The sequence below is a fragment of the Arthrobacter sp. JUb119 genome (assembly GCF_024807995.1).
Classification (GTDB): Bacteria; Actinomycetota; Actinomycetes; order Actinomycetales; family Micrococcaceae; genus Glutamicibacter.
Genome location: NZ_JANUFE010000003.1, coordinates 135,138 through 156,814, shown reverse-complemented (window position 1 = coordinate 156,814; position 21,677 = coordinate 135,138). Strand labels below are relative to the sequence as shown.

The 21,677-nt window shown below is 60.5% G+C and carries 21 protein-coding genes; 14 read left to right on the top strand and 7 right to left on the bottom strand.

The genetic code is table 11. From position 1 onward, the window contains the following. Positions 1-5: 5 nt before the first annotated feature. Positions 6-914: an NAD-dependent epimerase/dehydratase family protein gene (locus tag M2368_RS09740; protein WP_105656293.1), complete on the top strand. Its 909-nt coding sequence runs from the start codon at positions 6-8 to the stop codon at positions 912-914. Positions 915-990: 76 nt separating this feature from the next. Here M2368_RS09740 and M2368_RS09735 read toward each other — a convergent pair whose 3' ends face one another. The 5 genes from M2368_RS09735 to M2368_RS09715 are packed head-to-tail and all read right to left on the bottom strand — an operon-like array spanning position 991 to position 7,539. Continuing rightward, positions 991-2,085: a M24 family metallopeptidase gene (locus M2368_RS09735; RefSeq protein WP_105656294.1), complete on the bottom strand. Its 1,095-nt coding sequence runs from the start codon at positions 2,083-2,085 to the stop codon at positions 991-993. 2 nt (positions 2,086-2,087) lie between these two features. Beyond that, complete coding sequence (locus tag M2368_RS09730; RefSeq protein ID WP_105656295.1) at positions 2,088-4,217, bottom strand: DUF6807 family protein; 2,130 nt, start codon at positions 4,215-4,217, stop codon at positions 2,088-2,090. A 30-nt stretch (positions 4,218-4,247) separates the two neighbouring features. After that, positions 4,248-5,156 (bottom strand): sugar phosphate isomerase/epimerase family protein, encoded by a 909-nt coding sequence (locus M2368_RS09725; RefSeq protein WP_498724402.1) that lies wholly within the window; start codon positions 5,154-5,156, stop codon positions 4,248-4,250. Beyond that, positions 5,153-6,391 (bottom strand): dihydrodipicolinate synthase family protein, encoded by a 1,239-nt coding sequence (locus tag M2368_RS09720; RefSeq protein WP_402696964.1) that lies wholly within the window; start codon positions 6,389-6,391, stop codon positions 5,153-5,155. The genes M2368_RS09725 and M2368_RS09720 overlap by 4 nt, the downstream gene beginning before the upstream one ends. Before the next feature lie 11 nt (positions 6,392-6,402). Further along, positions 6,403-7,539, bottom strand: coding sequence for a Gfo/Idh/MocA family protein (locus M2368_RS09715; RefSeq protein ID WP_133834173.1), 1,137 nt, complete (start codon positions 7,537-7,539; stop codon positions 6,403-6,405). A 174-nt stretch (positions 7,540-7,713) separates the two neighbouring features. Here M2368_RS09715 and M2368_RS09710 point away from each other — a divergent pair, with 174 nt between their 5' ends. From M2368_RS09710 to M2368_RS09665, 10 genes are all read left to right on the top strand, one after another. Next, positions 7,714-8,733 carry a LacI family DNA-binding transcriptional regulator gene (locus tag M2368_RS09710; RefSeq protein ID WP_105656299.1) on the top strand — a complete coding sequence of 340 codons (1,020 nt, stop codon included), beginning with the start codon at positions 7,714-7,716 and terminating at the stop codon, positions 8,731-8,733. A gap of 173 nt (positions 8,734-8,906) precedes the next feature. After that, positions 8,907-10,223: an ABC transporter substrate-binding protein gene (locus tag M2368_RS09705; protein ID WP_105661977.1), complete on the top strand. Its 1,317-nt coding sequence runs from the start codon at positions 8,907-8,909 to the stop codon at positions 10,221-10,223. Positions 10,224-10,793: 570 nt separating this feature from the next. Then, positions 10,794-11,723: an N-acetylglucosamine kinase gene (locus M2368_RS09700; RefSeq protein WP_105656302.1), complete on the top strand. Its 930-nt coding sequence runs from the start codon at positions 10,794-10,796 to the stop codon at positions 11,721-11,723. A 96-nt stretch (positions 11,724-11,819) separates the two neighbouring features. Then, positions 11,820-12,137, top strand: coding sequence for a bifunctional 3-phenylpropionate/cinnamic acid dioxygenase ferredoxin subunit (locus M2368_RS09695; protein WP_105656303.1), 318 nt, complete (start codon positions 11,820-11,822; stop codon positions 12,135-12,137). Then, positions 12,138-13,271 carry an NAD(P)/FAD-dependent oxidoreductase gene (locus M2368_RS09690; protein ID WP_498724401.1) on the top strand — a complete coding sequence of 378 codons (1,134 nt, stop codon included), beginning with the start codon at positions 12,138-12,140 and terminating at the stop codon, positions 13,269-13,271. A gap of 7 nt (positions 13,272-13,278) precedes the next feature. Next, the gene (locus tag M2368_RS09685) at positions 13,279-14,535 is read left to right on the top strand and encodes an MFS transporter (protein ID WP_105656305.1); all 1,257 of its coding nucleotides are present in this window, start codon (positions 13,279-13,281) and stop codon (positions 14,533-14,535) included. A 152-nt stretch (positions 14,536-14,687) separates the two neighbouring features. Further along, on the top strand, positions 14,688-15,176 hold the full coding sequence (locus M2368_RS09680; RefSeq protein WP_105661972.1) for an Lrp/AsnC family transcriptional regulator: 489 nt from the start codon (positions 14,688-14,690) through the stop codon (positions 15,174-15,176). Between the two features lie 200 nt (positions 15,177-15,376). Beyond that, a complete protein-coding gene (locus M2368_RS09675) occupies positions 15,377-15,622 on the top strand; it encodes a hypothetical protein (protein ID WP_105656307.1) in 246 nt (81 codons plus the stop codon). A 358-nt stretch (positions 15,623-15,980) separates the two neighbouring features. Continuing rightward, on the top strand, positions 15,981-16,352 hold the full coding sequence (locus M2368_RS09670) for a hypothetical protein (RefSeq protein WP_105656308.1): 372 nt from the start codon (positions 15,981-15,983) through the stop codon (positions 16,350-16,352). A gap of 163 nt (positions 16,353-16,515) precedes the next feature. Then, a complete protein-coding gene (locus tag M2368_RS09665) occupies positions 16,516-16,704 on the top strand; it encodes a hypothetical protein (RefSeq protein WP_038993331.1) in 189 nt (62 codons plus the stop codon). Here the strand turns inward: M2368_RS09665 and M2368_RS09660 are convergent. Then, the gene (locus M2368_RS09660) at positions 16,701-16,922 is read right to left on the bottom strand and encodes a LapA family protein (protein WP_105656309.1); all 222 of its coding nucleotides are present in this window, start codon (positions 16,920-16,922) and stop codon (positions 16,701-16,703) included. The two genes, M2368_RS09665 and M2368_RS09660, sit on opposite strands and share 4 nt — an antisense overlap. A 2-nt stretch (positions 16,923-16,924) precedes the next feature. Next, positions 16,925-17,572: a TetR/AcrR family transcriptional regulator gene (locus M2368_RS09655; protein WP_105656310.1), complete on the bottom strand. Its 648-nt coding sequence runs from the start codon at positions 17,570-17,572 to the stop codon at positions 16,925-16,927. A gap of 106 nt (positions 17,573-17,678) precedes the next feature. Here M2368_RS09655 and M2368_RS09650 point away from each other — a divergent pair, with 106 nt between their 5' ends. The 3 genes from M2368_RS09650 to M2368_RS09640 all read left to right on the top strand — a co-directional run bounded on the left by M2368_RS09650 (position 17,679) and on the right by M2368_RS09640 (position 21,657). Further along, a complete protein-coding gene (locus M2368_RS09650) occupies positions 17,679-19,106 on the top strand; it encodes a flavin monoamine oxidase family protein (RefSeq protein ID WP_105656311.1) in 1,428 nt (475 codons plus the stop codon). Positions 19,107-19,109: 3 nt separating this feature from the next. Then, positions 19,110-19,982, top strand: a complete 873-nt coding sequence (locus M2368_RS09645; protein WP_105661970.1) for a universal stress protein — start codon at positions 19,110-19,112, stop codon at positions 19,980-19,982. A 151-nt stretch (positions 19,983-20,133) separates the two neighbouring features. Then, a complete protein-coding gene (locus tag M2368_RS09640; RefSeq protein WP_498724400.1) occupies positions 20,134-21,657 on the top strand; it encodes an APC family permease in 1,524 nt (507 codons plus the stop codon). The last annotated feature ends 20 nt before the right edge of the window (positions 21,658-21,677 follow it).

The window sequence follows — 21,677 nt, the reverse complement described above, 5'->3', positions numbered from 1 at the left end:
GAGCCATGGGTGAAAAAGTCGTCATCACCGGGGGAGCAGGGCGTTTAGGCCGTGCCGTGCTCGCGGGGTTTTCCCACGCAGGGCATGAAGTGATCTCTCTTGACAGGCAGATTCCGGAAGAACCTCTCGATGGCGTGGAATATCACTGCATCGATCTGATGGATGCGAAGGCTACGCATGCGCTATTCGAGCAGCTTGCTCCGCAAGCGGTGGTGTCCCTCGCGGCAATGGCTGTTCCTTTCATGGCCCCGGAAGAGGTGCTTCTGCACACGAACGCGACCATTGCCCATAACGTCACCTCGGCGGCAGTGGAGGCCGGTGCTACCAGGGTCGTGCTGGCCTCCAGCCCATCAATAATGGGCTATGGTTCTCCGGGCGGATGGGTGCCGGAGAAGCTGCCTCTTGATGAAAACGAAGTTCCCAAGCCATGGCATGCTTATGGGCTTTCCAAATTCGTAGCCGAGCAGATTGCCGCCATGTTCGCAGCGAAAATGGGACCGGCAAGTTCGGTGAAGTTCGCTTCCTTCAGGCCCTGCTATGTGATCGCAGAGGAAGAGTGGGCCGGCGCTCCAACGCAGCAGGGACACACTGTTGCTGAGCGCCTACAAGATCCTCGCTTGTCAGCGCCTGCGCTATTCAATTACGTTGATGCGCGGGACGTGGCAGATTTCCTGCTGGTACTGCTTGAACGGTTTGACCGCGTAGAGAATGGCTCGGTGTTCTTCGTTGGTGCAAAGGATGCCATGGCAACGCGTCCGCTCGCAGAGCTGATCCCAGAGATTTATCCGGAGCTCGAGGACGTCGCAGCGGGACTCACCACGGATAGCCCTGCCTTCAGTATCCAGAAAGCGCGAGATGTCCTTGGCTGGGAACCGAAACGCAGCTGGCGCTCGGAATTGAAGGCCACCGTATAAAAGGCATCGGTACATAAAATTATTGGCTGGGAAACCTCAAAAGGATTTCCCAGCCAATAATTGTTTAGGGGTGCGCTTAGCGTTGAAGTACTGCCGGCCGTGGCAAACCGTTAACCAGGTTTGAGGGCCAGAGCGGATCGAAGGTGAGAACCTCAAAATCCCCGGACTCGGTCAGCAGCATGGTGTCCTCAACTTTGAACGCCAGACCATCGCGTGCTGCACTGGGATTGAACGCAAAAGCCTGGTTCAACTGGAAGAGATCAGTTGCTCCTGGGGTGAGCCGGGGATCTCGTCCGTTGTAGCCGGCAATGCCGCCTTGATGATGCAACGACCATTCCCCGGCATCGAAACCATGCTCCGGGTAGGATTCCTGGATGACGGGCAATAATTCACCGAGAACGCCGCCAGGGCGAATTGCCGCAAGGATATCTGCCTCGACAGCCAGGATGTCGTCTTCTCCAGAGAGTTCCTGAGGCGTCGGCGCACCGAATCGCACCCACCTGGTGATGTTGGCAATGAGCCCATGACGTCTTACGCACAGCACTGCCATGGCTTTGCCTCCGAGCGGGGCCGCGGTGGGCAGGGGGTGCCGGGCTGCGGCACGTGAATCGCCGCTGACCAAGGCAACGAGCACTTCGCCTCCTTGGACGACGGCTCCAGCTGTCAGCTTGGCTGCCACGTCGAACTCGGAATCATCGCTACGGGCGGCCGACAGCACTTGGGTCATGAGCGCAGCCGTGTCGCGGCAAAGAGCGCGATACCTATTAATCTCAGTTTCATTGAGTGCTGAGCGAAGGGCTCGCAAATCGGACTCGATTTCCCGCTCGCTGAGGATCTTTTGTCCGCTCGCCGCTGGAAACCATTCTCGGACATTGTCGAGATCCTGGTACCAGGCGGTGACATGCACCGAAACTTGTTCCACGTTGCCGAGCTCTTCTCGCTGGATCCGTGCAGCTTCGCTCACGGACGTGGCAAGCTCGCACCCCTGGGCATGAACCAGAACCCTGGCAATGGGTGGTGCCGCAAGAGATACGTGCGTGCGGGCACCGCCCAAGAGCCAGGCAAGCGAAGCGGGGGTTGAGAGAAGCAGATACTGCCCATCGCGGCTTCTGATGAGCTCGACCAGTTGGGCATGCTTCTTTGCGTATTCATGAGTGGCGGTGGTGGGCACAATCAGCCTTCCTTGGAACCTGAACCGTATTTTCGGGCTAGCAGGGCCACGGTCTGCACCGGGACCCTCCCATCAACCACGAGTACTCGAACTTGGCGGGTTATCGCTTCCTGAGGGTCCAGCACAACCGGTGTAGACCAGGCCAGCGAACTGCCGACACCCGGATATCCAGAACTGCGAACAAACCATGGGTCATCTTGCTCACTGCAGAAAATAATGGTGGCATCCCCGTGGCCTTCAGCAAGATCAGCCAAACCCACCGAGTCCGAAGAGAATGTAGCACTGAAGGCGAGCCATGGACTGTGCACACCGTGGACTTGCGATTCCCCGGAAGCCGATGGGGTAAAAATCTGTGGATCAGCGATTGGAGGCAGACGCCAGAAGAAACCTCCGTAGCCGCCGTTGTGACGGCCGTTGGTACCCGGAGAGCCAAGCGACACCTGGCGTTCGCGCGCCGAGAGCCTGAAACTGAAATCCAGGCTCCAGCCGGTGATGGCGCTTTCGTGGTCCTCAAATGCATTGAGCTCAATCGAACGGTGCTCATCCAGCAGGATTTCCTGTTCGTGGCTGACCCATTCAAGCTGCGAATCCAAAGCGCTGCCATTGCGGGCGAACGCATTGGACGCTGTGCGGATATGTCCATGGTCCGCACGCCATATGTAGCGTGAGGCGTCGCGGGTGTAGGTGCGCCCTCCCCAGAAATTGGTCCCGTTCACATCTTGCAATGCAACCCCGACACCTAGATGCCAGGTGTGGTCAAGCGGTTGCTGCTCACTGACCACAACTCCGTTGAAGGTCTTCAGGTTATCCAAGAAGGGACGCGGTGAATTGGTGCGGGAAATATCTTCTCCCGTCCGCAACTCCGCAAGGGTGCGCTGCTTCCCCGTTGCGGGATGGATCAGCGACAACGAGCCACTGGTTTTCGCTGGCAAGGCCCAAGGCGCTCCGAGTGAAGAGAAACTGGACTGCGCCGCCACCGCTCGGTCGATGAATCGTTCGATGTTCGGTATCACTGGGTGGAAATCTGCTCCATCCCCGGCAGGGATAACCTGCACTTCTGCGATCTGAGTTGGAGTATCCGAGGTCCGTATCTGCTCGAGAACGCGCATGAAAGCACCGGCCGACGCCAAAGAGCTCAAGAGTTCGGTTTCGCTGCCGTTGCGCACCTCGACGAGGTTCTCGAGAAGGTTGACTCGTCCGAAAACTTCAGAAGATTCTGGAAGCCCCAAGTCCGGGTTGGGTCGAACCAGCAGCTCATCACGGGTGTAGTACAAGGTTGCGGTGCCTTCGGTGCCATAGATGGTGATCCATGGATCCTGCTGTTCACTGGCGCAAACGGTCAGCGCGGCAATGACGGGGATTCCGGTGCTCGTTTGCACGCGCACCACGGAGGTATCGTCTGCTTCGATGCTGTGGGCGTGATACAGCTCGGTGGCCAGATGGGCGACATCCTGGGCTTTGCGCGCTCCGGCGATGTGCAAGGCGCTGGCGACCGCGTGGGCCAGGGGATTGGTCACTACACCGTCGGCAATCTCGACGCCGTCGAGTTTCCGATGTCCTGCCCAAGGCGAACGTTCATAGTAGCCCGTGGTGCGGAGCCAATTTCCACTGGCACCCACCGCACGAAGGGCCCCGATGGGAGAGTTCTTCGCGTTATCGGCGAAGAACCCATCTATGGTTTTCAAGGCTGTCGAGCCAAGGGCCTGGAACCCTACCTGCACGTGGGCGCCAGCATCGGCCGCGGCTTGCAGCAGGCGTGAATACTGATCCAGGGTCGCTGTCGGCGGTTTTTCGAGGTAGAGATCTGCACCTGTACGCAAGGCCCTCATCGCCAGGTCGGCATGCGTACTGATCGGCGTTGAAATAATGATGATGTCCGGGGTTAATCCGGAGCTGAGGAAAGCATCAAAGTCGGCGAACACGTGCGTGTCCTTGCCGCGAATCTCTTTCCCGGGATCGACCGGATCGATGCCGGCAAGGAACGTGATTTTCTCCTCGGCTGCGAGTCGATGGATATTTGCCAAATGCTGGCGTCCGAATCCGTTCAGACCAATCAGCACCACCGCAGGAGCAGTTGGCGCTGCCAGGGCACTAGTCGTTGCAGATCCCGCTGCGGTGGCTTGCTGATTCATCGTGTTCCTTCAGAGATATTCGAATTCAGATCAGTTTAATGCGCTGGCCGGCTGAACGCCCGCAGCTTGCTCAAGGTGGGGCAGTACTAGAGTTTCGTAGCGCTGGGACATGGTTGCCAAGGTCAGCGCGGAATCCTGCTGGTTGATCTCCTCATTGAAGATCTCGACTTCAACTGGACCTCGGTATCCGGCCTGTGACACCCATCGGGAAATCGCCGAGAAATCGATATGGCCGTCGCCCATCATGCCTCTGGATTGCAGTGCATTGCTGGCAATCGGCAGATTGAAATCACAGATCTGGTAGCTGGCCAGGCGATGCTCAAGGCCTGCCCGCTGGATCTGCTGCTGCAACTGCGGATCCCAGAACACATGGAAGGTGTCAACAACAACGCCCACGGCCTTGGTTGGATAAGGACTGGCCAAGTCCAGGGCCTGTCCGAGTGTGGAAAGCACCGCTCGGTCGGCGGCATACATTGGATGCAACGGTTCTAGCACCAGCCGAACGCCGTGTTCCAGGGCGATGGGAACCAGCTCTTCCAAGCCGCGCGCGACGCGATCACGCGCCGCGACAATGTTCTTGTCTGCTGGATCCCCGGTGCCGCCCAGAATATGCGCGGCCGACGGCAAGCCGCCCACGACCATGATCAATTCATTGGCGCCGATGAAGGCAGCTTCCTCGATGGCCTGCCGGTTCGATGCCAGCGCGGCAGCTTGGGCTTCGGCAGAAGGTGCAGTGAGAAAGCCGCCACGGCACAAGGTGCTGGCTTTGAGCCCTGCCCCAGCGATGATCTGGGCTGCTGGCCCAGCGCCACCGGCCTCGGCAAGCAAATGCCGCCACGGACCAATATGGCTCAGGCCCGCCTGCGCTGCAGCTTCAGCGGCTTCGTGGAGGCTGAGATTCGGGGTAGTGCCGGTATTAAGCGATAGTTCGAATGTCATGACACACCTGTCAGGGACGAAGTTGTAGTTTTGATTCCAGAAATTGCCAGGAGCTGTTCCATTCGCCCAGCAGCCAGATCAGGGTTTTGCAACAGGCCAGCGCCATCAGCGAGAACGAATGTGCGCACCAAGTGCGGCAGTGAACGTCCGGCGTGCAGCCCGCCGATCATCTGGAAACCGCTTTGGTGCCCATTGAGCCACGAAAGAAAGGCAATCCCGGTCTTGTAGTAGAAAGTTGGGGCGCTGAAAATATGCAATCCCAGCTCTCTGGTGGAGTCCAGGATCTTCCGGCCGCGTTCTGCGTCGCCTGCATCGAAAGCCTGCAGGGCCGTTGACGCAGCGGGATAGATGGCGGCGAAAATTCCCAGCAACGCATCGGAATGCAGTTGCCCGTCACCGTGAATCAGCTCGGGATAGTTGAAATCGTCTCCAGTGTAGAGGCGCACTCCAGCTGGCAATGCGGCACGAAGCTGCTTCTCATGCTCGGCATTGAGCAAAGAGACTTTGACGCCGTCGATTTTCGACGCGTGCTGCTCCAGAATGGACTGGAAAACCCCGGTGGCTTCTGCCAAATCCTGTGTTCCCCAGTAGCCGCTCAACTGTGGATCGAACATGTCTCCAAGCCAATGCAGGATCACTGGCTGCTTGGCAGCGTCGAGCAAAGTCGCATACACGTCCAGATAATCCTGCGAGGTGCGCGCTGCCTTGACCAGGGCCCGGGAGCACATCAAGATCGCCTTCGAACCTGAATCTTCAACAAGGCGCAGCATCTCCAAATAAGCGTTGGTGACTTCAGCCAGCTGGCCCGGCTGGACAGTGTCTGCCGACAGCTGGTCCGTGCCGACACCGCAGGCGAGGATATCCCTGACGGTGAGCCCGGCCAAGGCCGGGTAGCTGTTCTTCTGGAGAACCACGGCCGCTTCGATCGCCGATCGCCTGATCAACTCGCAGGTAGCCGCGTAGTCCAGCCCCATGCCTCGCTGCGCCGTATCCATCGCATCGGCGACACCCAGCCCGTAGGACCATAGCTCGTGCCGGTAGGCCAGCGTCGCATCCCAATCGATGCTTGCCGGTGCGCCAGGCGTATTGTCTGCTCCCATGAGGGGGATGACATGGGCTGCGGCATAGGCCTTGCGCGAGGAAAGCGGGGCAGACGGCCGCTGGAATTCGCCGGGGCCTTTCAACCGATAGGAAAAGTTCTGCCCGTTTTCGTCAATGAGTGTCAATTCGGGCAAGGATGCGTAGCTCATAGCGTGATCTCCGGGATATCGAGGGTGCGTCGTTCGGCGGCTGACTGCAATCCCAAAGCCGCCAGCTGGACACCGCGAGCGGCCGAAAGCAGGCCATACTGGTGTTTGCGTCCCGCTGCGATGTCGGCCAAGAAATCTTCCCACTGCAGCTTGAAGCCGTTATCCAGGTCGGCATTGGCGGGAACTTCCATCCACTGGTCGCGGAACGACTCAGTGACTGGCAAATCGGGGTTCCAAACAGGCTTCGGAGTGTGGGCGCGTTGCTGGGCAACGCACTTGTTCAATCCCGCGACGGCGGAACCGTGGGTGCCGTCGATCTGGAATTCCACCAGTTCATCGCGGTAGACGCGCACTGCCCACGAGGAGTTGATCTGCGCAATTACTGCATCGCCGGAAGGAGTTTCGAGTTCGAAGATGCCGTAGGCCGCATCATCTGCGGTGGCTTCGTAGGCTTCGCCTCGTTCGTCCCAGCGGGTAGGGATGTGGGTTGCCGTGGTCGAGGTGACGGACTTGACCTTGCCGATGATTCCTTCAAGGACGTAGTTCCAGTGGCAGTACATGTCGGTGGTCATCGATCCGCCATCCGCAAGACGGTAGTTCCAGGAAGGCCGCTGCGCTTCCTGGATGTCTCCCTCGAATACCCAGTAGCCGAACTCGCCGCGCATTGAGAGAATGCGTCCGAAGAAGCCTTCGTCGACCAAACGGCGTAACTTCACCAGGCCCGGCAAGTAGAGCTTGTCGTGCACGACGCCGGCGGTAATTCCCTTGGCCTGTGCCTGGCGGGCGAGATCCACGGCCTCTTCGAGGGTTTCAGCGGTCGGTTTCTCGGTGAAGATATGCTTGCCTGCCCCGATGGCTTTCGACAGCGTTTCGTAACGCAAGGAAGTCATGGACGCGTCGAAAATGATGTCGACACTCGGGTCATCAATCAGGGAGTCAAGATCGGTGCTGTAGTGCTCAACCTGGTGCTTCTGCGCAAGTTCGCGCAGCTTCGCTTCGTTACGTCCAACGAGGATCGGTTCAACGGTCAGCTTCGAACCGTCCCCGAGAGTGATTCCTCCCTGGTCTCGGATAGGAAGGATTGAACGCAGCAAGTGCTGGCGGTATCCCATGCGGCCGGTGATGCCGTTCATGGCGATGCGTAGAACTTTTGTTTCTGTCACTGGGGTCTCCTCGAAACGGGGAATGCGTAAGGGAATAGAATGGGAATGCGCTTTCCACGATAGTGAGGTGTAATTGGAGTGTCAACCATCACGTTCGCGAAAGATAAGCTTGTGCCAGGTTGCAGAGAATGATAAGGATTTCAGATGGCTGTTCGACTAACTGATGTGGCTAATGAAGCCGGGGTTTCCCTGGCGACCGCTTCGCGAGTGCTCAATGGGTCAGCACGCAAGCCGGCTGTGGAAATCTCGGATAAAGTGCGTGCTGCGGCTGAAAAGCTCGGTTACTTCCCCAATGCCCAAGCGCAAGCGCTTGCCAGATCCACCACGAAGCTGATCGGCTTGGTGGTCAGGGACATAGCCGACCCCTACTTCTCTACCATCGCCCGGGGAGTGCAGCGCTCTCTTGGTGATAGCGGTGTCCAGCTGCTTTTGGCCAGCACGGAGTACGATCCCGAGCGGGAAATCGAAGCCGTTCAGGCATTCATGTCGCAACGGACGGACGCTATCATCCTGTCGGGATCGCGCAGTTTGGGCGAGAACGGGCAGTTGCTGAAACTGATCGAGAATTATCAGGAAAATGGTGGCCAAGTCATGATTATCGGCCAGCCCATGACCGATATGGGCGGCATACAAATCGACAACGAGGCAACTGCCGAGCACCTGGCGGCCGAGTTGATCAGTGCCGGCCACCGCAGGTTTGTCGTATTGGCCGGGGAAGCGAATCTGCTGACATCAAGGGACCGTTCCAACGGGTTCCTGGAGAAGCTGAAGCGCAGTGGCCTGGATGCAGAGGAAGTTATCAGCGGCCCCTTCTCGCGCGAGGGGGCCTATGTTGCAATGAGCGATTACCTCAAGCGGCAGAAGTCGGCAGGCGGTGTCCATCGGGTGTGCGTGTTCTGCGTTTCGGATGTCATGGCCCTGGGTGCCATTCGGGCGATTCGCGAGAACCGCTTGCGTATTCCCGAAGATATCGCTGTGGTGGGATTCGACGACATCCCGACCCTTATCGACATTACGCCCACGGTCAGCACTGCTCGACTTCCTCTGGAAGAAATCGGAAAATGGGCTGGTGAGATGGCGCTGAACCACGGCGAACTGCGGAAGATTGTGGTTTCCGGTGTGCCGGTCCTGCGCGAGTCCACGCAGCTGGCTGACGGCCAGTAGTGATGTTCATTGGGAATCGTGCCATGCGAAAACTAACTGACTTGATTCCCGAAACCCCTTGACCAGTGACCGCAATCACACCTAGATTGTTTGGCAAGCGCTTTCCACAATGAAAAACCAGGTGTTGCTTGCAGGATGGCCTCGCATCACCACCCCACCCAAGGAAGATTTTCATGACTCAGCAGGTATGCACGAGAAAAACTGGACGGAAATTCGGTCTGCGGCTAAGCAAATCAGTTGCAGTTGTGGCGGTAGCCGCTCTGGCCCTCACTGGCTGTGGCGGTAGCAGCGCTGCCGACGGTGAGGACGGGAAGATCCAGCTTCGTTTCTCATGGTGGGGCTCGGATTCGCGGGCCCAGGCAACCAATGAAATTATTGAGGCTTTCGAAGCGGCCAACCCGGACATCGATGTCCAAGGCGAGTACTCCGACTGGAGCGGCTACTGGGACAAGCTCGCAACACAGGTTGCCTCCAACGATGCTCCGGACATTATCCAGATGGACGACAAGTACCTTCGCGAATACGCGGACCGCGGCGCATTGCTGGACCTCGAAGGCGTAGATGTTTCCAAGTTCGAAGACGTTGCCGTTCAAAACGGTACGACCGATGCCGGCCTTGTCGGCATTACCACCGGAATCAATTCCTTCACATTGACCGCAAATCCAAAAGTCTTAGCCGAAGCTGGCCTGGAAGTTCCAGATGACAAGACCTGGACGTGGGATGACTACCGGACGATCACCGAGACGGTGAGCCAGAAGCTCGACGGCAAATATGGAGCCGAAGCCCCGAACGAACCGGCCGGGTTGCAGACCTGGTTGCGTCAAGACAAGAAGAATCTGACGAGCTCGGATGGATCACTCGGATTCTCGCCTGACGATCTGGCCAAGTACTTCCAGCACCACAAGGACTTGATGGATAACGGTTCTTATCCAAAGGCCTCGGTCCTGGCGGAAAACCAGAATGCAGGTCCAGACCGTTCTATGACAGGCACGGGAGTGGCAGCCTTCGGCATGTGGTGGAGCAACCAGTTGGGAGGCCTTTCCACAGCGGTTGGTTCGGACTTGGTTCCGCTGCGACTGCCAAGCCACACCGGCAAGGCTGAGGACAATGGTCTTTGGCACAAGTCGTCAATGATGATGTCGGGGTATGCTCGCACCGAACACCCGGAAGAGGTCAAGAGATTTGTTGACTTCATGGTGAATTCGCAAGAAGCTGGCGCGCTGAACCAGATGGACCGCGGGTTACCTTCGAACACCGAAGTGCGGGAACAAGTCGTCTCCAAATTGGATTCAATTGAAGCTTCTTCTGCAGAATTCGTGACGAGCTTGAAACCCGAACTTCAGAGCACGGAACCAATCCCGCCAATGGGGTTCAGTGCGGTTCAGGATGTCCTCTACCGTTATGAAATGGAAGTGTTCTTCGAGCGCCAGAGCGTAAGCGACGCGGCGCAGAATGCCTTCAAGGAAATCGAAACTGCGGTAGCCCAATAGCTGAACGAGAATCAACCATCGTTCTTGCGGTCGTTGCAATCCCTGGATCCCGGGGATTGCAACGGCCTTTGCGCGTTCGAGGGAAAGTTCATTCTGCTCCTCCTTCAACTCTCTGCGCGATGCAATCCTTGAATTCGTCACGGCTCGTGCCGTACAGGGCTGCGGTTTGGGCCAAGCTTCCAGATGCCTCATAACCTTGTTCGGTCGCGATCTGCGCCCAAGCAAGCCTCTCCAGCCAATTGCGTGCGACGAGTCGCGAGTGCACCAGCAACCGGGATGCGAGTCTCCAACGGCCGTTGAACTTTCCAGGACATGGCCTATCGGAAGGGTGCTGCCAATCAGCTGGAATCCCGCAGAGGTGGATTGCCATTGGGTTCCTGCGTTCTTCCATTCATTGCCAGAGGCAACCACACCGCGGGGCCCGCAGTTCTGGGCCGCGAAGCTGCTGACTCGACCGTGCCGGTGATCAGTTCGCGGCACCTGCGGATTGCAGGGCGAACCCCGCCAGCTCTGCGGCCAATGCGGGGAGCGCAAAGTATCCTGGAAACAAAGTGCAAGAGGAATGGAAAAATGGCATCTGGACTTTTGGCAGTAGACGGTGGGCAGACCGGAATCAAGCTGAGATTCGAGCAGGATGGCAAAACTGCAGAATTAGCGCTTCCCGGTGTGCAAACCCATGAACCAGTCCTGCCCCAACTGGCACGCGCCATTAACCAAGCTGCCGCTGCCGCCGGATGGGAGTGCAGCACCGTGAGCGTAGGCACCACAGGCCTGGTGAAAGCCGAACATGATGCACGGCAGCTCTACGACCTCATCGGATCCAGCGCTATTTCCCATATTGCGCTGGCCCACGACTCGGTGACCAGCTATCTCGGAGCGCTGGGAGAACGCCACGGCGCTGTCGTTGCAGCCGGTACCGGTGTCGTCACCTTGGCGGTAGGCCCCCGCTCGGTGGCCCGAGTTGATGGATGGGGCCACATCATGGGTGATGCCGGCAGCGGCTATTGGATTGGCCAGAAGGCAATGAACGCGGCCATGCGCGGCTTTGACGGCCGCGGGCCAGCCACCGCGCTGACCGGGGAACTCGCGAAGCGCTGGCCCGATCTCTCCGAAGCGTATATTGACCTGCAAGCGATACCGGACAGGGTGGCCATCGTCGCCTCCTTTGCGCAGACGGTTGCCCAGTTGGCCGCGACCGATGAAATGGCGGCGCGGATCTGCGCGCTCGCCGGTGCAGAACTGGCCAGCTCCGCAGCAACGGCATTGCGCCGCGCGAGGCTGGAACAGCAGGCCGGAGCGATTCCGGTCGCAGCCATCGGGGGAGTGCTCGCCGGCGAATTCGCCAGAAGCAGCTTCGTGCGGGAGCTGCACCTGCTGGTCCCTGCCGCGCAAGTCCAGGATTCGCCGGGAAATGGGCTGGACGGAGCCCGTGCATTGGCCCTCCTGCCAGCGGACCACGCCTTGCAAGGCCTCGTATCGCGCTTGCACGCCCAGCCATAAGACGTGGGCAGCGGTGATAACTGGCCATCAAATAGGCGCAGGCAATCAATAGGTGACAAGATTAGTGGAGAACGTCGTGATTATTAAGGAGTCATCGTGAGTTTCCGAGTCGGTCCCGTAGATCTTGTCCCCGAAGGCGAATCGCTGCTGGTTGAAGCCAAAGACAGCGGCGCAAGCGAAGACATCGCGATCTTCCACGCCGAAGACGGCAACTTCTATGCGCTGCAGGATGAATGCACCCACGAGGTCGCTTCGCTTTCCGACGGCTGGCTCGAAGACTGCAGCATCGAATGCCCCATCCACTCCTCGACCTTCGACCTGAAAACCGGCAAGGTGCAGTGCATGCCCGCCACCGTGGACGCCCGGACCTACAAGGTGGACGTCGTGGACGGCTTCTTGGAGCTTGAAATCTAAATGCCTTCCGTGCACATCATCGGAGGCGGGGTCGCGGGGTACGCGCTGGCCCGGCACCTGGTGCAACAGCAATACGCCGGATCCATCAAGATCAGCGATGCCCAGGGCCTGCCCTATGATCGTCCGCCGCTGAGCAAGTCCCTGCAGGTTGAACCGTTCGCACCGGTGTCCTGGTACCAGCACCATGGCGTCGGCCTGATCCAGGAAGATGTCCAAAGCCTGCAACTGCCGCAATCCGCTGACGACTGGGTTGTGCTGGCTACCGGCACCACGCCCAAGGCATTGGATGTTCCCGGTGGGCACCATGCGCTCAGCCTGCACAGCGCTGCTGACGCCGCCCGGATATCCGACGTCCTGGAATCGGGGATGTTCGGCCAGCGGGTGCTTGTCATCGGAGCGGGACTGGTCGGGGCCGAATTCGCGTCCACCGCCAAGATGTCCGGGGCACAAGTCACCTTGATTTCCAGCTCCGACGCACCTCTTGCCCACGTGCTGGGCCAAGAACTTGCCGAACAGCTGCACGCAGATCATGCCAACCACGGCATTGCCACCTTGACTGGTGCGGTGACCGAGCTCGGCCCCAACTATGCACTGGCCAATGGCCAGCGCCATGATGCGGAGCTGATCGTGGCAGCCATCGGCGTCGAACCTGAAACCGCGCTCGCCGGGCATCTGGGCCTGGAAGTAGACGACGGGATCGTTGTCGATTCCCAGCAGCGTTCCCTCAGCAACCCGCAGGTGCTGGCTATCGGCGACGTCGCCCGGGAGGAAAACCAGCCCCGTGCGGTGCACTGGGAAGCTGCCATGGAAGATGGCGCCCAAGCGGCGGCAACAATCATGGGCACAGCCGCACCGAAGCGTTCGGTGCCATGGTTCTGGAGCGACCGCCACGAAATGCACGTGGAAACCGTGGGCGACTTCAGCCAGGCCGCCAGCACCGTGACGCGCCTGAACCGGCGAGGCAAGATCCAGACGGTCTTCGGGCTCGACGCCAAGGGCTCATTGGTGTCCGCTTCGATGATCGATGGCGGCCTGATGGCCAAGGCCGTGAGACGGCTCATTGCGAAATCAGCCACCCCAAGCATTGAACAATTGAAGGACCCCCTGACGGGTCCGCGCGAGTTAGGCCGGTAAGAAACTTATGAATGCAGCCGAACCACTGAAGGTTCCCGCGGCCCTGCAGACGCCCACCAAACGGGTTGGCCCTGGCTGGATCGCTGCGGTTGTCATTGTCCATATCGGTATCAATGTCGGCTTCTTCGCACCGATCCAGGTGCTGCTCGGATTGCACGCCGAACAACTGGATGCCAGCCAGAAGAACGCGATTCTCTCGCTGGTCACCGGCGTCGGCGCGGCCGTCTCGCTGGTAGCCAACCCGCTGTTCGGCGCGCTCAGCGACCGCAGCACATCGAAATTCGGGCGCCGCATCCCGTGGGTGTTCTTTGGAACTATCTGCGCTGCGCTGGCCCTGCTGCTGATGTCGACCTCGCAAACCGTGAGCACGCTGGTCATCGGCTGGGCGCTGATGCAAGCTGCCGGCAACGCCGCGCTGGCTGCGATCTTCGCGGCCATCCCGGACAAGGTGCCGGTAGAGCAGCGCGGCATGGTTGGCGGGCTGGTGGCCTTGGGCCAAACCTGCGGTTCGCTGATCGGTGCCGTGATCGGCATGGTCGCTGCGAGCAACCTGGTCTTCGGCTACGCCATCGTCGCTACCGCCGTGGCCATTTGCTCCATTCCGTTCGTGCTGATGCGCCAGGATGTTCCGCTGCCCAAGGGAGCACTGGAGCCTGTCAAGCCGCTGGAATTCTTGCGCAGCTTCTGGATCAACCCGGTCAAGCATGCCGACTTCGGATGGGCCTGGCTGACCCGCTTCTTGCTGTATCTCGGTTGCCAGCTGTGCCTGGTCTACTTGCTGTTCTTCCTGCAGGATGCCATCAAGCATCCAGAACCGGCCCAGGGCGTGCTGGTGCTGACCGCGATCTACGCCTTCTGCGTGATCTTCTCTTCGGTGATCTCCGGCAAGCTCTCGGACAAGGACGGCAAGCGCAAGAAGTACGTCATCATCTCTTCGGTCATCGTGGCCGCCGCGGCCGGCGTGCTGGCGACGGCAACCTCCTTCGCCACCGCCATTGTCGCCGCAGTGCTCCTGGGCATCGGCTTCGGCGCCTACCTGGCGGTGGACTTTGCGCTGCTGACCCAGGTATTGCCGAACGCCGATTCGCGCGGCAAGGACCTGGGTATGATCAACATTGCCAACTCGCTGCCGCAGGTGGTCGCCCCGCTGATCGCCTGGCTGGCGGTGAGCTGGTTCGGCGGCTACCCAACCCTGTTCCTGTGCTCTGTGGTGATCAGCCTCCTCGGCGCCGTGCTGGTACGCCAGATCAAGAGCGTTCCGTAGGTCCTGGACGAAGCATTCCCCAGCGTCGCGCACCGAGCGGAACGGAAACGGTGCGGCACCGGGAACTGGTGGCGGAAAAACGCCAAGGGGACGCCAACCGGGCCGTATGATGAATCCAGCGAACCGCGATAATGAGGAGCAGGTGCGGCTGAATGTCGATGAACGAATCCGGGCGGGAGAGCCGTGCAACGCAGCTTGATGGCATAGACCGCAAACTGCTGGCGTTGCTGACGAAGAACTCCCGGCGGACCAACAACTCCCTCGCCGAGGAGCTGGGCATAGCACCGTCCACCTGCCTGGCGCGGTTGAATGCCTTGCGCGATTCGGGAGTGATTTCGCGCTTCACCATCGAAGTGGATCCGCAGGTTCTGGGCCGGGAGCTCGAAGCGCTGATCTTCGTGAAAATCCGTCCCGGAGCCCGTCACCTGATGTCGAACTTCGCTACTGACATGCGCAGCAAACCGGGGGTGCGACAGCTGTTCTTCCTGGGCGGCGCTGACGACTTCGTCCTGCACGTAGCGGTGCGCAATTCTTCGGATGTGCGCCAGTTCGTGCTCGATAACCTCTCGGCCAATCCGGCCGTGGCCACCACCCAAACCTCCCTGGTATTCGAACACGGCCACGGCAGCGGAGAGTACTAGGCCCCATTCTTGACCGATTTCCATCTCGCCGATGTTCGCAGGAACAACCCGCAGCCCTGCGTTGGTCGAAGAAACATGCTAAACTTGATGTTCTTCTCTTAGCATGGCTGCGGCCCGTTGGCAGCTGGGGATCGGTTCTCCAGACAAGCAACGGACCCCACCGCAGCTGCGACTGAAAGAATGGGGAGGTCGAGAAGATAATGCATTTTGACGCAACTGTTGTCACCGCACTGGTGACCTTGATTGTTCTGGCCATCGCAACCGTTGTGCTGGTGATCCGGTACAAGCGCACCCACCAGGCAGAAATCCGCCAGGCCCTGGTTGCCAAGGCCCGGAAGCGCGGCGTTGCCTCGCCGGAAGACCTGTCGAACCACGATCTGGTACTGCAGATCCGCGCGGCAAAGCGCCAGCGCAAGCAGGATGGGCAGGACCTGAAGACCGCATAGGGTTTGCACCCATGCGCTGACGATGCTGGGCCCCAGTCCATTTCCGGACTGGGGCTCAGCCGCGTCAAGGGCCTTGGGCAGCCGCTGGCCCCGTCTTTACCCAATGCCAATGAACCGGGAAATGGTGTCGGGAATAAACGGCAGGTGCCAGCGGAATGCAGGCAGGTAATTAACCTCGCGCAATTCCGGGAAACTATGTCCCCGGTCACCAGAAAGGCCGATTTAACCCCTGAATCATGCGGATTGCATCACAGGGGCATGTGGGGTTCTGAACAAACCACTTCTCAATAGATAAATGGTCGGAAATGATGGATATGACTGGAAATGCAGCAGCGTTAATTCTTTAGGAGCAACAACAATGGCCTCGATCCCACTCGGTGAAGACATCCTCTTGGCACGCCACGGCGCCAACATCGTCAAGCTCCGCCAGGATCGGAAGAACCGCACCACTGTTGCCCATCTGCGCGGTGGAGCCACCGATACGGCCTCGAACCTGCTCACCGCACCAGTTCCCGCATTGACCCCGGCAGCCAGCTTCACCCAGGGCGCGGCTCGCTACCTCAACGATGAAGCCGAGGTTAGCCGCGGCGAAGTTCGTTCGCTGGTCAAGATCTCGCTCGGCTTTTCTGCCATCATGGGCATCGTCTTCGGCGGCCTGGTCTTGGCTTTGTACAAGGTCGGCGGCAATGAAGCTCTCCAGTCGCTGAGCTACATGGGCGCAAGCCAGTAGCTCTCGCAAGCATTTCCAGGAAAACGGGATTCCGAGGCAACTCGGGATCCCGTTTTCCTGTTTCCGGACCAGGTGCTTACTCCGAGGCCGGGCTTGCGGCAAGTCTCGTATTTCTTGCCCGGCAGGCATAGGATGGCGGCAACGGGAAGGACGGGAGCAGGCCATGCGTTTTGTTTTGGAAGTTAACTTCGATACCGAGAACATGCAGCTCAAGCCATTGGAGGAGCTGCAGAAGATTCTGCGCGACTGGTCGACGAACATCACGATGTATCCGATCGTTGCCGGCGCCCAGGAAGATGTCTACGACTCGGATAACGAGCAGGTGGGGGAGTGGGCAATCCTCGACGACTAGCCTCGCCGTCTGGAGAACCACCCGATGGCATACCCTGCGGCCAGGGTAATGAGCAGGACAAGCCACAGCGGAGCCGTGGAATGGATCAAGAAGAATTCAACGCGGACGAAGGCCAGGTTCTGCAGCATGAAGACCACCGCGAGGATCACCAGTGCAATAGCTGCCCATTGCTTGGCGCTAAGCCCCTTCTTCGGCGGCCGCTGTTCCGGATAGCCCATGCTCAGCTTCCGTTTGCCAGCAAGCCGGCAACGAGGGCCGACAACCCGCGCTGGAACGAATCGTCGCTGGTATCAAGCTCTGATCGGCGTTGCGCCGCCACAGCCTGGGTGAAATGCGGAGTGAGATCCTGGTGATTGCTGGTGTCGAAAATGTCATGCGGGGCGGCCGTATCCATGGCCGAACCGAAGATGAATGACTCCAGTGCAACAATCGTCGGCACAATCTCGTTCTCTGCCATGCCGAAGTCTGCCAGCGCTTCGGCAACGCGCTCGTACATTCCCAAGGTGCGCGGCGAATCGGAGACGGGCAGTACCGCGATGACCGGAATCAGGGGAATGTGCCGCGCGAAGACGTTCCGGTAGCTCGTAGCCCATTGAAGCAAAGCCTGCTTGGTATCGGCTTGGTCGAATACCGAGGTGTCTATATCGGCCATGACCAGTTCCTGGATCCACTGCAGGAGGTCGTGCTTGGAATCGACGTGATTGTAGAGGGCCGATGGAGAGACGCCCAGGGATTTTGCCAGCCGCTGCATGGTCAGGGACTCGTAGCCGTCCCCGGAAACAAGTTCCAGCGCGTGCTCGGTAATGCGCTCCCGATTCAGCACCGCCTTGCGCGGGCGCCCGGCTCGCCTGGCTTCCGTTTCACTCATGCGGACCTCTTCCTGACGTGGGGTGCTTCACAACTGGATCTTCGTACCCTATGCTATATGACAGGTAAATGAACCTTATTCATTTAAATGTGCAAGGGAGTCGATCATGCAACATCTGGAACGCGACGTCGTCGTCATCGGTGCAGGGCCATCGGGACTGACAGCAGCCTATGAGCTGAGCAAGGCCGGCAAGTCCGTCGCGGTGCTCGAAGCCCGCGACCGCGTCGGCGGGCGCACCTGGACCGACGTCATGGACGGCGCGACCATCGAGATCGGCGGCCAGTGGATCAGCCCCGACCAGACCGGCCTCTACTCGCTGATCAATGAACTTGGCATCGAGACCTTCGAACGCTACAAGGCGGGCAAGAGCGTCTACCTCACCGGGGAAGGCGAGCGGATCGCCTATGAGGGCGAGGACTTCCCGGTGGCCGCCAGCACCGTGGCCGAAATGGACAAGCTGGTAGAGCTCATGAACCAGCTGGCCGCCGGAATGGACCCGGACAAGCCGTGGGAGCACCCTCAGGCCCAGGAGCTGGACCAGATCTCCTTCCACCACTTCCTGCGCCAGCACTGTGCCGACGAGCTGGCCTGCAACAACGTGGGCCTGTTCATCGCCGGGGGCATGCTGACCAAGCCGGCGCACACCTTCTCCGCGCTGCAGGCGGTGCTCATGGCGTCCTCGGCCGGCTCCTTCGACAACCTGGTGGACGAGGACTTCATCCTGGACCGGCGCATCGTGGGCACCATGCAGGGCGTATCCAAGACCCTGGCCGAGAAGCTGGGCCAGCAGACCGTCTTCCTGGACAACCCCGTGCTCAAGCTCGAATGGTTCGATGGCGGGGTGGTGGCCCACGGGAGCACCGTGACCGTCTCGGCGAAGAAGGCCGTGCTGGCGGTACCGCCGAACCTGTACTCGCGCATTTCCTACGTCCCGGCGCTGCCGCGCAAGCAGCAGATCACCCACCAGCACCAGTCCATGGGCCTGGTCATCAAGGTCCACGCCGTCTACGACACCCCGTTCTGGCGCGAAGAGGGCCTGTCGGGCACCTGCTTCGGCCCGAGCAGCCTGGTCCAGGAGCTCTACGACAACACCTATGCCGGGGAGGAAACCGGCACACTGGTCGGCTTCATCTCGGATCTGAAGGCCGACGCCATGTGGGAACTGGACGAGGAACAGCGCCGCGCGGTGATCCTCAAGGCCATGGCCGGCTACCTGGGCGAGAAGGCACTGGATCCCAAGGTCTTCTACCTCTCGGACTTCGCCGCCGAGGAATGGACCCGCGGCGCCTACGCCACCAGCTACGACCTGGGCGGGCTGCACCGCTTCGGCCCGGCGCAGAACGAGAATGTCGGACCGATCTACTTCTCCTCCTCGGATCTGGCCGGCGAAGGCTTCCAGCACGTGGACGGCGCGGTGCGCATGGGCCGCCGCTCGGCCGCGCGCATCATCGCCGCACTGGATGGCACCGCCTACGACCAGAGCTACGATGGCGTTGCCACGCTGACCCCGTCCAAGGAAAAGGCCAGTGCCTAGACCATGAAATTGCTCGTAGGTTACACCGCGGACCAGCGCGGTGCCGAAGCCATCGAACTGGCCAGCGCCCTGGTGGCCGGTACCCGCGACGCGTCCTTGCGGATCGCCATCGTGCTGCCTGCCGCCACCCCGTTCAACGCGGTCTACCCCGGCGGGGACCATGGGTTCTCCTCCATCCTCTCCGACCAGGTGGACCGCTGGGCGGCGCAGGCCCTGGCCCTGGTGCCGGAAGGAATCGCCACCTCGGTGGTAGCCCGTTCCGTGCCCTCGGTGGCCGAGGGGCTCATCGGCCTGGGCGAGGAATTCGGGGCCCACGGGATCGTGCTGGGCGGCCGCAAGCGCCACCGAGCCGGATTCTTCAGCCCCGGGGCGATCGCCAATGCGCTGCTGCATTCCTCGCCGATGGCCGTGTTCATGTCCTCGCCGGCCTCCCTGGCCACGTTGCGCGCAGCCGGCGGGAAGATCACCAGGCTGACCGCATTCGTGGGGGACCGCCCGGGGGCACGGGAAGTCATCGGCCTCTCGGCGCGGATCGCCGCCGCCTGCGGACTGCCGCTGCGCGTGGCCACGCTGGTCTCCCATATGGATCTGGCCGACCCCCGGCTGGAGCTGGATGACCATCTGGCCCAAACCCGCAGCTACCTGCAGGAACTGACCGGTTCCCTGGGCCTGGAGGCGGTAGTCGAGGTGGTCTCCGGGCGCGGCCTGGACGAAGCGGCCGCCCAGCTGTCCTGGCAGGACGGGGACCTGGCACTGCTGGGATCGGCCCGGCTGGCCGCCCCGCGCCGATTGTTCATCGGCCCCAAGGCCCAGCGGATCCTGGGCCAGCTCAACGTCCCGATGGGCGTCGTCCCGACCCTCGAGGCTGCCAGCTAGAAGGCAGCGCATCATTCCTGCACGATCCTTGTTCCCCGGGCACTTGCCGTCGCGAAGCACGCGGACGGTGCCCATCTGACCCCTGACGGAAGGTGGCTCGGTACTTCTGGCCGACGCACTCACACCTCGCTAATTGTTTAAGGTAACCACCATGTCGCACGACTTGAGGCAGGCATCGCCGCCTGCACGCTCCGAGAGCGGACTGCACGAAAAAGGACTGTCCAAGGGCACCGTTGGCGTTCTGGGGCTTGTCGTTATCGGCATCTCCTGCATCGCCCCGGCCTACACCCTCACCGCAGGCCTCGGCGCCACGGTGGCCGAAGTCGGCACCAGCCTGCCTGCGATCCTGCTGGCCGGATTCCTGCCGATGCTGCTGGTGGCCTTGGGCTACCGCGAGCTGAACAGCGCCATGCCCGATTCGGGCACCTCCTTCACCTGGGCGACGCGTGCCTTCGGCCCGATGATCGGCTGGATGGGAGGCTGGGGCCTGATCGCTGCGACGGTGATTGTGCTCTCCAACCTGGCGGCAGTGGCCGTGGACTTCTTCTATATCCTGATTGCCCAGCTCACCGGCCAGCCGTGGATTGCGGAGCTGACCGGCAACCTGTGGGTCAACATCCCCACCACGCTGGTGTTCATTGCGGTGGCCGCCTGGATCTCCTACCGGGGCATGAACGCCACGAAGGTCTTCCAGTACGTGCTGGTCGGGTTCCAGGTGGCGGTGCTGCTGCTCTTCGCGGTCATGGCCCTGACCTCCAGCCAGCCCAATGATCCGACACCCATCACCTGGCAGATGTTCAATCCGGCCGGCATCGATAACTTCTCGGCCTTCGCCGCGGGCATCTCGCTGTCCATCTTCGTTTTCTGGGGCTGGGATGTCACCCTGACCATGAACGAGGAAACCACCGATCCGAAGAAGGTCCCCGGACGCGGCGCCACCTGGACGGTGCTGGTGATCATCGCGTTGTACCTGGCCGTATCCCTCGGGGTGATCTACTGGGCCGGGGTGGGCACCACGGGCCTGGGCGCAGGCAACCCGGAGAACCAGGAATCAATTTTCGCGGTGCTTTCCGGTCCGGTCATGGGCCCGCTGGCGATGCTGATGTCCTTGGCCATCTTGTCCTCCTCCGCGGCCTCGCTGCAATCCACCATGGTTTCGCCGGCACGCACCTTGCTGGCCATGGGCTACTACAAGGCGCTGCCCTCCAGCTTCGCGAAGATCTCCGCGCGCTTCATGTCCCCGTCGGTGGCGACTTTCGCCTCCGCTGCTGCCGCTGCCGTGTTCTACGTGGTCACCAGGCTGCTCTCGGAGAACGCATTGTGGGACACGATCACGGCGCTGGGCCTGATGATCTGCTTCTACTACGGGCTGACCGCCTTGGCCTGCGTCTGGTACTTCCGCGGGGAACTGTTCGCCAATGCCAGGAACTTCTTCTGCAAGTTCTTGGCGCCGTTGGCAGGTGGCGTCGTCTTGCTGGTGATGTTCTTTGCCACCGCCATCGAATCCATGAATCCGGACTACGGTTCGGGCTCCAATATCGGGGGAGTGGGCATGGTGTTCATCCTCGGGGTCGGCGTGCTGCTGCTGGGCGTTGGCATCATGCTGTGGATGCGGGTGCGCCACCCGGCGTTCTTCAAGGGAGAAACCATCAAGACCTACAAGCTGCTGAAGTAGGACCGGCGCAACGAACCAGA

Bases quoted from the DNA above. Each gene is read 5' to 3' on its own strand.
- M2368_RS09665 (WP_038993331.1), top strand. From the start codon at position 16,516: ATGCGTTTTGTTTTGGAAGTTAACTTCGATACCGAGAACATGCAGCTC.
- M2368_RS09730 (WP_105656295.1), bottom strand. From the start codon at position 4,217: ATGAATCAGCAAGCCACCGCAGCGGGATCTGCAACGACTAGTGCCCTG.
- M2368_RS09725 (WP_498724402.1), bottom strand. From the start codon at position 5,156: ATGACATTCGAACTATCGCTTAATACCGGCACTACCCCGAATCTCAGC.
- M2368_RS09645 (WP_105661970.1), top strand. From the start codon at position 19,110: ATGAAATTGCTCGTAGGTTACACCGCGGACCAGCGCGGTGCCGAAGCC.
- M2368_RS09650 (WP_105656311.1), top strand. From the start codon at position 17,679: ATGCAACATCTGGAACGCGACGTCGTCGTCATCGGTGCAGGGCCATCG.
- M2368_RS09660 (WP_105656309.1), bottom strand. From the start codon at position 16,922: ATGGGCTATCCGGAACAGCGGCCGCCGAAGAAGGGGCTTAGCGCCAAG.
- M2368_RS09705 (WP_105661977.1), top strand. From the start codon at position 8,907: ATGACTCAGCAGGTATGCACGAGAAAAACTGGACGGAAATTCGGTCTG.
- M2368_RS09690 (WP_498724401.1), top strand. From the start codon at position 12,138: ATGCCTTCCGTGCACATCATCGGAGGCGGGGTCGCGGGGTACGCGCTG.
- M2368_RS09700 (WP_105656302.1), top strand. From the start codon at position 10,794: ATGGCATCTGGACTTTTGGCAGTAGACGGTGGGCAGACCGGAATCAAG.
- M2368_RS09640 (WP_498724400.1), top strand. From the start codon at position 20,134: ATGTCGCACGACTTGAGGCAGGCATCGCCGCCTGCACGCTCCGAGAGC.
- M2368_RS09680 (WP_105661972.1), top strand. From the start codon at position 14,688: ATGTCGATGAACGAATCCGGGCGGGAGAGCCGTGCAACGCAGCTTGAT.
- M2368_RS09710 (WP_105656299.1), top strand. From the start codon at position 7,714: ATGGCTGTTCGACTAACTGATGTGGCTAATGAAGCCGGGGTTTCCCTG.
- M2368_RS09740 (WP_105656293.1), top strand. From the start codon at position 6: ATGGGTGAAAAAGTCGTCATCACCGGGGGAGCAGGGCGTTTAGGCCGT.
- M2368_RS09675 (WP_105656307.1), top strand. From the start codon at position 15,377: ATGCATTTTGACGCAACTGTTGTCACCGCACTGGTGACCTTGATTGTT.
- M2368_RS09715 (WP_133834173.1), bottom strand. From the start codon at position 7,539: ATGAACGGCATCACCGGCCGCATGGGATACCGCCAGCACTTGCTGCGT.
- M2368_RS09655 (WP_105656310.1), bottom strand. From the start codon at position 17,572: ATGAGTGAAACGGAAGCCAGGCGAGCCGGGCGCCCGCGCAAGGCGGTG.
- M2368_RS09685 (WP_105656305.1), top strand. From the start codon at position 13,279: ATGAATGCAGCCGAACCACTGAAGGTTCCCGCGGCCCTGCAGACGCCC.
- M2368_RS09670 (WP_105656308.1), top strand. From the start codon at position 15,981: ATGGCCTCGATCCCACTCGGTGAAGACATCCTCTTGGCACGCCACGGC.